The 12,762-nt window shown below is 61.3% G+C and carries 10 protein-coding genes; 7 read left to right on the top strand and 3 right to left on the bottom strand.

The annotated features are described in order from the left end of the window. Window positions 1-80: 80 nt before the first annotated feature. Complete coding sequence (locus ACYQ0G_RS06105) at window positions 81-518, top strand: VOC family protein (RefSeq protein ID WP_460100562.1); 438 nt, start codon at window positions 81-83, stop codon at window positions 516-518. A 21-nt stretch (window positions 519-539) separates the two neighbouring features. Here the strand turns inward: ACYQ0G_RS06105 and nhaA are convergent, their stop codons facing one another. Beyond that, complete coding sequence (gene nhaA, locus ACYQ0G_RS06100) at window positions 540-1,757, bottom strand: Na+/H+ antiporter NhaA (RefSeq protein ID WP_460100559.1); 1,218 nt, start codon at window positions 1,755-1,757, stop codon at window positions 540-542. Window positions 1,758-2,020: 263 nt separating this feature from the next. Between nhaA and ACYQ0G_RS06095 the strand changes: the two genes are divergently transcribed. The 3 genes from ACYQ0G_RS06095 to ACYQ0G_RS06085 all read left to right on the top strand — a co-directional run bounded on the left by ACYQ0G_RS06095 (window position 2,021) and on the right by ACYQ0G_RS06085 (window position 5,757). Further along, window positions 2,021-2,926 carry a sulfite exporter TauE/SafE family protein gene (locus ACYQ0G_RS06095; protein ID WP_460100558.1) on the top strand — a complete coding sequence of 302 codons (906 nt, stop codon included), beginning with the start codon at window positions 2,021-2,023 and terminating at the stop codon, window positions 2,924-2,926. Then, window positions 2,923-3,672: a TIGR02186 family protein gene (locus ACYQ0G_RS06090; RefSeq protein WP_460100555.1), complete on the top strand. Its 750-nt coding sequence runs from the start codon at window positions 2,923-2,925 to the stop codon at window positions 3,670-3,672. Before ACYQ0G_RS06095 ends, ACYQ0G_RS06090 begins: the two co-directional genes overlap by 4 nt. 99 nt (window positions 3,673-3,771) lie before the next feature. Continuing rightward, window positions 3,772-5,757 (top strand): ATP-binding protein, encoded by a 1,986-nt coding sequence (locus ACYQ0G_RS06085; protein WP_460100553.1) that lies wholly within the window; start codon window positions 3,772-3,774, stop codon window positions 5,755-5,757. A gap of 122 nt (window positions 5,758-5,879) precedes the next feature. On the opposite strand, the gene ACYQ0G_RS06080 is transcribed toward ACYQ0G_RS06085, so the two are convergent. Then, window positions 5,880-6,614, bottom strand: coding sequence for a 7-carboxy-7-deazaguanine synthase QueE (locus ACYQ0G_RS06080; RefSeq protein ID WP_460100550.1), 735 nt, complete (start codon window positions 6,612-6,614; stop codon window positions 5,880-5,882). Between the two features lie 238 nt (window positions 6,615-6,852). Next, a complete protein-coding gene (locus ACYQ0G_RS06075; RefSeq protein ID WP_460100547.1) occupies window positions 6,853-9,690 on the bottom strand; it encodes a valine--tRNA ligase in 2,838 nt (945 codons plus the stop codon). A gap of 103 nt (window positions 9,691-9,793) precedes the next feature. Here ACYQ0G_RS06075 and ACYQ0G_RS06070 point away from each other — a divergent pair, with 103 nt between their 5' ends. The 3 genes from ACYQ0G_RS06070 to ACYQ0G_RS06060 are packed head-to-tail and all read left to right on the top strand — an operon-like array spanning window position 9,794 to window position 12,762. Next, complete coding sequence (locus ACYQ0G_RS06070) at window positions 9,794-10,903, top strand: ABC transporter permease (RefSeq protein ID WP_460100545.1); 1,110 nt, start codon at window positions 9,794-9,796, stop codon at window positions 10,901-10,903. Next, window positions 10,903-11,805, top strand: a complete 903-nt coding sequence (locus tag ACYQ0G_RS06065; protein ID WP_460100543.1) for an ABC transporter ATP-binding protein — start codon at window positions 10,903-10,905, stop codon at window positions 11,803-11,805. The genes ACYQ0G_RS06070 and ACYQ0G_RS06065 overlap by 1 nt, the downstream gene beginning before the upstream one ends. Window positions 11,806-11,814: 9 nt before the next feature. Next, on the top strand, window positions 11,815-12,762 hold the full coding sequence (locus ACYQ0G_RS06060) for an MlaD family protein (protein WP_460100540.1): 948 nt from the start codon (window positions 11,815-11,817) through the stop codon (window positions 12,760-12,762).

The following is a 12,762-nucleotide window of genomic DNA, read 5'->3' as shown; positions in this document are numbered from 1 at the left end:
CCCGCTCACATCATCGCGAAAGAGGCATTGCAGGGCAATGCGCCCTTTCTCTTTCTAGGTTCAGTTCCTAACTGGGCGGCATGACCAAATACCTCCACACCATGATCCGTGTCGCTGATCCTGATGCGACCATCGCCTTTTTTAACCTAATCGGCATCGAGGAAGTCCGGCGCAAGGAAAGCGAACAAGGGCGGTTTACGCTCATCTTTCTCGCTGCTCCGGGCCAGGAAGATGTCGCCGAGGTCGAACTAACCTATAACTGGCCGTCGGAAGATGGGAGTGCTCCTGAAGACTATCAGGGAGGGCGCAATTTCGGCCACTTAGCCTATCGGGTGGACGACATATACGCCACCTGCCAGCGCCTGATGGATGCAGGCCACACGATCAATCGTCCTCCACGGGACGGACATATGGCCTTTGTCCGGACGCCGGACGGTATTTCAGTCGAGCTCCTGCAGGATGGCTATCTTGAACCGGCCGAGCCCTGGGCCAGCATGGAAAACACCGGCAGCTGGTAATTGGTCATGTCTCGCCCTCCCTCAGTCGAGGTAGGGCGAGCGCACATCGTCAGGGTGTGCAGTGGTTAGGCGCAGGATAGTGAAGCCAACCACAGCCGAAATCACCGAGCCCATCAGAATGCCGATCTTGGCTTCTTCGATAAGCAGAGTATTCCCGGCAAATGCGAGCCCGCTGATAAACAGCGACATTGTGAAGCCGATCCCGCAAAGGATCGAGACACCCCATATCTCAGGCCAGCTAGCGCCTTCCGGACGCGGTGCAAATCCAACCTTGTCGGCCGCCCAAATGGCCGAAAAGATACCCAGCTGCTTTCCAACGAACAGACCGGCAGCAATCGCAAGAGGCAGGGGAGCGAATACGCCGGCCATGCCTAAATCGCCCAATTCTACGCCCGCATTGGCAAATCCGAAGACCGGCACGATCAGGTAGGCGCTCCAAGGAGCAAGTGAATGTTCCATGGTCTCGACCATGGTTTCATCGTCTTTGCCCACCATCGGAATGGTGAGCGCGGCCACGACCCCGGCGATCGTGGCATGAACGCCGGAATTCAGAACGAAGAACCAAAGCACGAGTGCGGCAATGATGAACGGCAAATAGGCTTTTACCTTCATCTTGTTCATCGCGTACATAATGCCCGTCACGATCGCTGCGCCGATCAGCCACGAAAGCTTTATCTTGGCAGTGTAAAACAGGGCGATCACCAGAACAGCACCGATGTCGTCCACGATGGCGACGGTCAGCAAAAAGAGCCGCAGCGAGGCCGGTACACGGTTACCGAGCAGGCCCAGGACGCCCATGGCGAACGCAATGTCGGTTGCAGCGGGGATCGCCCAGCCGCGTGTCAGCCCTTCGGCGCCTTCCGCATGGACAAAGAAGAGATAGACCAGCGCAGGAAAGATCATTCCAGCACCTGCCGCGAGTACAGGCATCTTGCGCTGATCGGCAGATGAAAGTTGCCCTTCTATCCACTCACGTTTGACCTCGAGACCGACCACGAAGAAGAAGATCGCCATCAATCCGTCATTGATCCAGAGATGCAGCGTGTTGAGCTTGAACACCGAGGCATCGAACATAAGCCCGTGGAACAAGTGATGGTAATCTTCTGCCAGCGGTGAATTTGCAGCGAGCATTGCGGCGATAGCCACGAAGATCAGTAGGATGCCTGCCGAGGCATCGCTGACGAAAAGCGCGCGGACGGGGGCGAAGACGAGGCGGACTACGGAAGGGCGTTCAGTCATGACGGTGCGTTCTTTTTAGGAAACGCTCGCCGGTTGCAAGTGCCGATTTGCCATAGTCGCCAGCTGTGTTGGAAAAGCACGCCCTGGAACGGGCTGGCGCCGGTTGCGCCGTTGCCAAGCTATTCGGGTCACCACAGGTCAGCCGGTTAGATTGTTACTTTCCGACAACACTCCGCTTTCGACTGTCGATTGATCGCAACGATAAAGACCTTTGTACCCAAGTTCGTCTTTTATACAGAATGTCCGTGGGATAGGGGCTGCTAATGGACGTCTACCTCCCAATCGCCAATTTGTCGGTCAACGGTCTGTGGATCGTTGCGCTCGGGGCGATTACCGGCGTCCTTTCAGGGCTCTTCGGCGTTGGTGGTGGCTTTCTCACCACACCCTTGCTCATCTTCTATGGCATTCCGCCGACCGTCGCCGCAGCCTCGGCATCGACCCAGGTCACCGGGGCGAGCGTTTCGGGCGTAGTTGCACACAGCAAGCGTAAGGGTGTGGATTACCGGATGGGAACCGTCATGGTCGGAGGCGGGATCATCGGCGCCGGGATCGGGGCTCTGCTCTTCCGCTTTTTCCGCTCGATCGGCCAGATCGATGTCGTTATCAGCTCGCTCTACGTTATCCTGTTGGGATCGATCGGTATCCTGATGGCTAAAGAATCGATCCAGGTGCTTCGGGGGACCACGGGCAAGCAGGCCGCGCGACGGCGGCACCACCCGCTGGTAGCGAATCTTCCCTGGCGTTGGCGTTTTTACGGCTCTGGTCTGTATATCAGCCCGTTAGCGCCGGCTATCGTCGGTGTGGTCGTGGGAATCCTTACCATGCTGATGGGCGTGGGCGGTGGGTTCATTCTCGTTCCTGCCATGCTGTATATCCTGGGGATGAGCGCGAATGTCGTAGTCGGCACTAGTCTCTATAACATCCTGTTTGTCACCATCGCGACCACACTCATGCATTCGCTTACCACCCGTGCGGTGGATATCGTGCTCGTCGGTCTGTTGCTCCTAGGCTCGGTGACGGGGGCTCAGTTCGGATCACGGCTTGCGGTCAGGGCGAAACCAGAGCTGTTGCGCCTGGTATTGGCGACGATCGTGCTGCTCATCGCCTTCCGCATGTTTCTCGGACTGTTCTACCAGCCCGATGAAATCTATACGGTTTATCCGTTGTGAGAGCGCTGTTCCTCCTGATTGCAGCCTTGATGCTGTCGGGCCAGCGGGACCCGCTACTGGTGCCTGAAGTTTCACAGCACGAGGTACAGGTGCGACAAGGATTCACCGGGACCGAACTGCTGCTGTTCGGTGCTGTGCTGGATCCAGCTGGGCGCAGCGGTCAGGGGTATGACATCGTAGTGGTTCTCAAAGGGCCAAGCGAGCCTGTCCGGTTGCGTGAGAAAGAGCGTTTCGTGGGCGTGTGGGTTAATGCCGAAAGTACGGATTTCCGCTCGGTCCCAAGCTTCTTCGCGGTGGCATCGTCGCGCCCCGTCAGCGAGATCGTCGATGAGAAGACGGCTGCCATCTACGAGTTCGGAACCGGTTACATCCAGCTTTCACCGAGCGGAAGCATCAATCCGGTGGAGCAGTTGCGCTTCAGCGAAGGACTGGTCGATCTGAAACAGCGCCAGGGCCTCTACAAGGAGGATATGAACGGCGTCCAGATCAGCCAGAACGTGCTCTATCAGGCGCGCATCTCGCTGCCATCGAATGTCACGACGGGCACTTACACGGCGGAAACCTTTGCCGTGACCGATGGCCGCGTCATCGCTTCGGCGGAGGCGACCGTCGAGGTTCGCAAGGTCGGCTTCGAACGGTTTGTAGAGGTAAGCGCCAATCGATGGGGGCTGGCTTACGGGCTTATCGCTGTGTTCCTTTCGGTGGGCATGGGATGGGGCGCAGGGCGGCTGTTTGCGCGGCTTTGAGTAAGTCGAACGATACTTCGTTGACCCGATCTTAACCCTTATCGGCGAAATATCCGGCTGACCGCATGTGGTCGATACCCCAGGGATCAGGGCCGGATAATGAGTGATACGGGTAATGGTAACTTTCGCGGTCTTGGCGGTGGTCGCCAGATGGAGGCGGAGCAATCCGGCCCCCGTTCGCTGCGTGACCGGATCAGGCGCTCCAGCGAAAGCGATCAGGGCGGAGCGGGTGGGGCGGTTTCGCGATCGGGTTACGTTCACCAGCAGCCTGCACCGCCGGAAGAGCCTGCCCAAGTAGCGCCCATTCCTCAGCCGTCGATCGGGGAATCTCCCGTTCAGCGCGCCGCGCAGCCCACGCCTCAGGAACAGGCTCCGCAGGCTCCCGCTCCTCGCTTGGGCGAAGCGCCGCCGCGGCCATCCCAGCTTGCGCCAAAGCCGCAGCCCGCCCCCGAACCGAAGCCGAAGAAGGAAGAGGAACCGGTCAGCGACAACGCGATGCAGCCCATCGGCGTGGTCCTCGAAATCGCCGGATCCGGATCGATGATCGCCATCGATCTCCAGCGGCTGACCGAATGTTCGCAAGACAACGATCCGGCCGTGGCCATGGCGGGACAGGTTGGTTCTCAGATCAAGATCCGTGTCGGCAGCAGCTGGCTTCTGGCGAGCGTGCGTAACCAGAAACAGGACCGCAAGGCGGGTACCATTCTGGCCAATATCGATTTTCTCGGCGAAGGCATCGAGGAGAAGCTGACCGGCCGCCTGCACGGTTTCCGGCGCGGTGTGACGCGGTATCCGGTTCCCGGCGCGATGGTCTTTCCTGCATCCACACCCGACCTCAGACAAGTTTACGCCAGCGACGGGCGCAGCGCCGTGACGATCGGCAAGGTTTACCCCACCAAGGATATCCGCGCCGGGATCTATGTCGATGCCATGCTGGGCAAGCATTTCGCCCTGCTCGGATCGACCGGTACGGGTAAATCGACCAGCGCTGCCCTGATCCTCCATCGGATTTGCGAGGCGGCTCCGGAAGGGCACATCGTCATGATCGATCCGCATGGCGAGTATTCCGCGGCTTTCAGGACGACCGGGGTCATCCTCGACGTGTCGAACCTGCAGATGCCCTACTGGATCATGAACTTCGAAGAGCATTGCGAAGTCCTGCTTACCAGCAACGGCAACGAGCGGCAGGTGGATGCGGATATTCTGGCCAAGTGTCTGCTGAAGGCCCGCCAGAAAAGCCGCCTTGCCGAAACGATGGGCAAGATCACCGTCGATTCGCCGATCCCCTATCTCCTGTCCGACCTGTCCAACGAAGTTCAGGATCAGATGGGCAAGCTCGACAAGGCCACCAATTCCGCGCCCTATATGCGGATCAAGAACAAGCTCGACGAGCTCAAGGCCGATCCGCGCTACCAGTTCATGTTCTCGGGCATGCTGGTGGCCGATACGATGGCGGACTTCATCGCCAAGATCTTCCGCATGCCTTCGAACGGCAAGCCGATTTCCATCATCGACGTGTCGGGCGTGCCGTCCGACATTACCGCTACCGTGGTCGCCGTGCTCAGCCGCCTTGTCTTCGACTTCGCCATCTGGGGCCGCGACGAGAAGACCACGCCCATCCTGCTGGTGTGCGAGGAGGCCCACAGATACGTGCCGAGCGAGAAGAACGCCGACGGCAACTCGGTCGGCATCATTCTCGGCCGAATCGCCAAAGAAGGCCGTAAGTACGGTATCTCGCTGGGCCTCATTACCCAACGCCCGTCCGACCTTGCCGAGGGCGTGCTGTCGCAGTGCGGCACGATCATCTCGATGCGCCTCAACAACGACCGCGACCAGGAATTCGTCCGCGCCGCCATGCCGGAAGGTGCGCGCGGGTTCCTCGATGCGATCCCGGCGCTGCGCAACCGCGAGTGCATCATCTGCGGCGAGGGTGTCGCCATCCCGATCCGCGTGAGCTTCGACAATCTCGAGGAGATCAAGCGCCCGGCGTCCGAAGACCCGAGCTTCATCGAGATGTGGAACAGCCCCGGCGGCGAGGAGGACATCGTCCTGCGGACCGTCCAGCGCTGGCGCTCTCAGGGATAGTTTGTGTTTTGCGAACCCGCCTCCGCGGGTTCGTCCTCGCTAGATGTGCAGCAAGCTGCACCCGCTGCGGGCGGGCGGTCGCCCTTGCCAGGCCTCCGCCGGCCCGGATACTTTCTCCTTCTTCACGTGCCTCTCGTATCGCCGAACAGGTGGATATGCAGGCGGTCGCTCATGCGGAAGCCGTGTTCCACGCATAGGCCCGCGAGCCATTTCTCGCGCGCGCGCAGCGTCTCGCTGTCGGTGCCTTCGGGCATGAGGAAGACGTGGCCGGGCCGGAAGCGATAGCGATCGCGCAGGGCGAGCACTTCGTCCACATCCGATGGCTCGGCGATCACGAACTTGAACCACGCGCGCGGGTCGGTGGCATAGGCATCCAGCCGTTCCGGCAGCAGGGCAAGCTCCGCCGGATTGCCGCTATGCGCCAGCTTGGGGCTGACGTTGAACTGGTCGATCCGGATATCGAGCGGCGGCGGCGCCTTGGTGGTGCCGTTGGTTTCGATCTCCACCGAGATATCGGGCAGCAGGTCGATCAGCTTTGCCAGGGCAGGGGCCTGCAACAGCGGTTCGCCGCCGGTAATGACCAGCCGGCTTTGCCCCAGCGACTGGATGAGCGCCGCCACTTCGTCTTCCGGCAGCGTCACCTGATTGGGCTTGCGCGCATAAGTCACGCCGCCGCGGTGCGGGCGCTCGTCCCCCTCGAAATGCCAGGTATAGGCCGTATCGCACCAGACGCAGGCAAGGTTGCAGCGCGACAGGCGCATGAAGGCGACCGGCATTCCCGCGCTGGGCCCTTCGCCCTGAACCGAGGCGAAGATCTCGGGCCCGCCGGTGTCGTCGGTGGCGAGGACTAATGCCATGATGCGCCCTTCGGTGTTACACCGACACCCCTATTTGCAAAAACTCCTGCTCCACCGCGAATGGCGTTCAAGCTACGGAAACCGAACGAAAAACCCGGCACCGGGGCGAGCGGAGGTGTCAACTTCCGCCCGGCCCCGTTTGCGGTGCTGGTCAGCCTGCCCGGTGCAGGGTCGAAGGTGCGCGGCGATTGCATGGCCACGGCATAGGCAGGAAAGCAGGCTGTAGGAAAGCCGATCCTCACCCCAGCCGTGCCAGCGCGGCACGCAGACGGTCGATCTCTGCGGCGTGGAAGGCGGCATCGGCGCGTGCCTTTTCCACCGCTTCGGGCTTGGCCCTCTCGACGAAATTGGCGTTGTTGAGCCGCCCGTTGAGGCTGCCGAATTCCTTCTGGCTGGCCTCCATCGCCTTGGCGAGCCGGGCCTTTTCCGCGTCCACGTCGATCACGCCTTCCAGCGGGATGATGAAAGCATCTTCGCCCGCACCGATCTGCATCGCGGCGCCCGCAGGCGCTTCGGCGAAGTGGACCGGCGTGAGGCGGGCAAGCCGTTCGATCGCGGCAGCGTTTTCTTCCACCACCTTGCGCCCGAGAACGGAGGGGGCAGAGCAATAGGCTTCCAGCTTGGCCCCCGGCGCAATGCCGAGTTCGTTCTTCGCCGCGCGCACTGCGCTGGTCAGCGCAATCAGCCAGTCGATTTCCGCCTTGGCGGCAGGATCGATCCCGGCTTCGGGTTCGGGCCATTTTGCCGTGATCAGCGGATAGTCGGCGCGGTCACCCTGCTTCGACCAAAGTTCCTCGGTGATGAAGGGCATGAAGGGGTGCAGCATGACCAGGATCTGGTCGAGCGCCCAGCCAGCAACGGCCCTGGTTTCCTCGTCGAAATTGCCCTTGATCAGTTCGATATACCAGTCGCAGAACCGGTCCCACACGAAGTGATAGATCGTGTTGGCTGCGGCATCGAAACGCAGGTCCGCCATGGCGGCATCCAGCGCGGTCTTCGTGGCAACCACTTCGCCGATGATCCACTTGTTCACCGCCTGCGTGGCGGCCGGCGCGGCGATGCTGGTGCTCGCCCCGATGCCGTTGGACTGGCAGAAACGGGTCGCGTTCCACAGCTTGGTGGCGAAGTTGCGATACCCCTCGACCCGCTTTTCATCCATCTTGATGTCGCGGCCCTGGCTTTCCATGGCCGACATGAAGAAGCGCAGCGCATCGGCGCCATATTGGTCGATCAGGCCCAGCGGATCGACGACATTGCCCTTGGACTTGGACATTTTCGCCCCGTCCGCCGCGCGCACCAGCCCGTGCAGGTAAAGGCGCGGCCAGGGCGCCTTGCCGGTCAGATGCATGCCCTGCATCATCATGCGCGCATCCCAGAAGAACAGGATGTCGAAGCCCGAAATGAGCAGATTGTTGGGATAATGCTTTTCGAGCAGGTCGGTCTTTTCCGGCCAGCCGAGTGTGGCGAAGGGCCACAGCGCGCTGGAGAACCATGTGTCGAGGACGTCGGACTCTTGCCAGATGGCCGTATCAGTTTTCCACTCAGAAGCTGACTTCAAAGCGTCGTCGCTTGCTTCGGCGACTACGACAATTTCCCGACCGTAGTATTCTCGCGCTTTTTCTATTGCTTCGCGTTCGGTCGAGGCGACAAAGCACTTTTGGTGCTCTGTCTGAGCGGAGTACATCAGGCCTCCATCGGGCATTTTTTTCGGTCCGTACCAAGCCGGAATCCTGTGACCCCACCACAGCTGGCGCGAAACGCACCACGGCTGGATGTTCTCCATCCAGTTGAAGAATGTCTTTTCCCACGTCTTCGGGACGATTTGGACTTCGCCAGTACGAACTGCCTCGATCGGCTTCACCGCAAGCTTTTCAGCATCGACGTACCATTGATCGGTCAGCCATGGCTCGATTACAACGCCGCCGCGATCGCCAAAAGGCGTAGCGATGGTCCGCGGTTCAGCGTCCTGCTCTACCGGCTCGCCATCCTTGTTCTTGGTGATGTGAGGGATGAGAAAGCCTTCGGCTTTCATTCGCTTGACAACTGCTTCGCGTGCGCCGTCTACACCCTCGCGACGGAAGCGGTGCAAGCCAATAAATTCTTCTGGAATCAGGCCATCTAGAAGCGGATTTGTTTGAATTACATTGGCTTCGGCATCGAACATATTGAGCATCTGGTTCGCCGCGATGCCTGCGCGCTTGCCGACTTCGAAGTCGTTGAAGTCATGCCCCGGCGTAATCTTCACCGCGCCGCTGCCCAGTTCGGGGTCGGCGTGTTCGTCCGCAACAATGGGGATGCGGCGTCGGGTGATCGGCAGATCCACATACTTGCCGACCACGCTCTTGTAGCGCTCGTCGGTCGGATGCACGGCCACGGCCATATCTGCGAGCATGGTTTCAGGGCGCGTGGTTGCGACTTCGATGTAATCGCGGCCATCGGCCAGCGTCACGCCATCTGCCAGCGGGTATCTGAAGTGCCAGAAGCCGCCTTTCACATCCTGCGTTTCCACTTCGAGGTCCGAAATGGCGGTCTTCAGCTTCGGGTCCCAGTTCACCAGCCGCTTGTCGCGGTAGATCAGGCCGTCATTGTAAAGATCGACGAATGTCTTGAGCACAGCATCGCTGAAATGCTCGTCCATGGTGAACTGTTCGCGTGACCAGTCCATCGAACAGCCGAGGCGGCGCAGCTGGCCGGTGATCGTGCCGCCGCTTTCCTCTTTCCATTCCCACACCTTGTCGACGAATTGCTCGCGCGAATAGTTGGTGCGCTTGTCCTGCTGGGCTTCCAGCTGGCGTTCGACCACCATTTGCGTGGCGATGCCCGCATGATCGACGCCGACCACCCACAGCGCATCCTTGCCGCGCAGCCGTTCGTAACGGATCACCACGTCCTGCAGCGTATTGTCCAACGCGTGGCCGATATGCAGGCTGCCGGTGACGTTCGGCGGCGGGTTCACGATGGTGAAGGGTTCGGCATCGGGCCGCTCGGGCCGGAACAGGCCGTTTTCCTCCCAATGCGCGTACCAGCGCTGCTCGATTTCCGCAGGGTCGAAGGTCTTGGATAGCTCGGTGCTCATGGCTTCGCCTTTGCCAGCGCCTTTTCTCCAAGGCAACGCTCTATGGGATTGTGGTGGATACCGACTTGTTTACCGTGACGTTTCGCCGCATATGCGAAACCGAATGGCGCGCTTGGCTGAATATGACATCGAAGACGGGGAAGGGGGCGCGGTACTCACGCTTTCCGGCCCGTATCTGGTATCGACGATCGGTGCGCTCGACGCAGAGCTGCGCAAGATCGACCAGCCGATCGCCCGCGTGGACCTGTCCGATGTAACCGAAATCGACACGGTCGGCGCATGGATCGCCTGCAATATCGCCAGCGAAAACAAGGCCGAAATCACCGGGGCGAACGAACGGGCGCAGCGGCTGCTGACCGCGCTCGACGGGATGGACAGCGAACAGGACATGCGGCCCGAACGCCTGCCGGTGTGGACCCGCGTGCCCGATGCGATGGGCGAAAAGGTCTATAACGCCCGCAATTCGGTGGTCGGCGTCGTCAGCTTCCTTGGCGCCTTGCTGATTTCCGCTTCCACCCTCATTCGCCATCCCCGCCGTTTCCGCATGGTGGCGCTGGTCAAGCAATTGGAACTGGTCGGCGTGGCCGCGCTGCCGATCATCGGTTTGATGAGCTTCCTTATCGGCGTGGTCATCGCGCAGCAGGGCGCGGTGCAACTGGCCGCTTTCGGCGCGGAAACGCTGACGGTGAACCTCGTCGGGCGTATAACGCTGCGCGAACTGGGCGTGTTGATGACCGCGATCATGGTGGCGGGCCGGTCGGGCAGCGCCTTTGCCGCGGAAATCGGCACGATGAAGCTGACCGAGGAAATCGACGCCATGCGCACCATCGGCATCGCCCCGATGGAAGCGCTGGTCATCCCGCGCATCATGGCCGCCGTGCTGATGATGCCGCTGCTGGGCTTTTACGCGTCCTGCATGGCGATCATCGGCGGCGCAGTGGTCGGCGAACTGATGCTGGGCATTCCGTTCTGGACCTTCCTGTCGCGCATTCAGGACGTGGTGCCGACCTATGACGTGTGGGTCGGCCTGATCAAGGCGCCGGTCTTCGGGCTGATCGTTGCGCTGGCCGGTTGCTACAACGGCATGCAGGTGAAGGGCAATTCGGAGGAAGTCGGGCGGCGGACCACCCTGTCGGTGGTGGCGGCGATCTTCGCGGTGATCGTGCTCGACGCGTTCTTCGCGGTGTTCTTCACCAAGGTGGGCTGGGCCTGATGGCGGACGAACAGGACAACGGGCCCATGCGCCGCAATGAGCGGTTCCGCGGCGAATATCCCATCGTGGTCGAAGGGCTGGTGAACCGCTTCGGCGACCAGGTCATTCACCAGGATCTCGACCTCAAGGTAAAGCGGGGCGAAATCCTCGGCGTGGTGGGCGGATCGGGTACCGGCAAATCGGTGCTCATGCGCTCTATCATCGGCCTGCAGCCGCCTGCCGAAGGCGATATCAAAGTGTTCGACAAGTCGATCGTCGATGCCGAACCCGATGCGGAAATCGGCGTGCGCGATCGCTGGGGCGTGCTGTTCCAGGGCGGGGCGCTGTTCTCCACCCTGACCGTGGGCGAGAATGTCGAAGTCCCGCTCAAGCAGTTCTACCCCGAGATTTCCGACACGCTGCGGCGGGAAATCGCCCGCTACAAGATCATGCTGTCGGGCCTGCCCGAAGAAGCGGTGACCAAATATCCGAGCGAGCTTTCGGGCGGCATGAAGAAGCGCGCCGGCCTTGCGCGCGCCTTGGCGCTCGATCCCGAATTGCTGTTTCTGGACGAACCGACTGCAGGCCTCGACCCGATCGGGGCGGCGGCGTTCGACAATCTCACGCGCGAACTGAAAGAAACCCTCGGCCTCACGGTGTTCCTGATCACCCACGATCTCGATACGCTGCACGAAATCTGCGACCGCGTGGCGGTGCTGGCGGACAAGCAGGTGATCGCGGTGGACACCGTTCCCAAGCTGATGGAACTCGATCATCCCTGGATCCAGGAATATTTCAACGGGCCGCGCGGACGGGCGGCGCTGACTGCCCAGGCGCTGGACGAATTGCGGCGCCACATGGACATGCCGGTCGCTGCCCACGCCGTCAAAGCGTTGGACAACGCCCCGGAAAAGAAGGCATAGGCGAAGAAGATGGAAACGCGGGCAAATTACGTTTGGGTCGGGGCGGTAACGCTTGCAGTGCTGGCGGCGCTGGCGCTGTTCATCGTCTGGATCGCCCGCTGGGGCGAGGGCGACCAGAAGGAATACGACATCTTCTTCAAGGAAAGCGTGTCGGGCCTCGCCAATGGCAGCCAGGTCAGCTTCGCCGGGGTTCCGGTGGGGCAGGTCAGCCAGATCGTGCTGTGGGAAAAGGACCCCGAATTCGTCCGCGTACGCATCGCCGTGAAGGAAGAAGTGCCCATCCTCGTCGGCACCACCGCCACGATCCAGGGCAGCTTCACCGGCGTTTCGACCATCCTGCTCGATGGCGCGCGCAGCGGCGCTCCGCCGATCTCCTGTGAAACCACCGCCTGCACCGAAGGCGTGCCGATCATCCCGCCCAAGGACGGCGGCCTGAACGCGCTTCTGTCGAACGCCCCGCTGCTGCTCGAACGGCTGGCCACGCTGACCGAACGGCTGACCCAGCTGCTCGACGATCAGAACCAGGGCGAAATTGCCGGCATCCTTGCCAACACCAACCAGATGACCGCCGCGCTGGCCGATGCTGCGCCGCAGTTCGAACGCACCATGGCCGAATTGCAGATCACGCTGCGCGAAGCGTCCGAAGCGCTGGATGAATTCGAGACTGTCACTGCCTCGACCGACCGCCTGCTCAACCAGGAAGGGGCGGCGCTGGCCGACCAGCTGCGCACCACGCTGAAGCAGGCAGGCAATGCCTCGGAAGAATTGCAGGGCGTCCTGTCCGAAGCGCGCCCGGCGACCAGGCAGCTCACCGAAAGCACGCTGCCCGCCGCCGAAGCCACGCTGCGCGATCTGCGTGCCACCAGCAAGGCGCTGCGCGACGTGACGGAAAAGATCGACGAACAAGGGGCGGGCGCATTGCTCAACAGCAAGCCGCTGCCCGACTACAAGCCGTGA

The sequence above is a fragment of the Qipengyuania triglochinis genome, from assembly GCF_054655615.1.
This window is presented reverse-complemented; position numbering and strand designations above follow the sequence as displayed.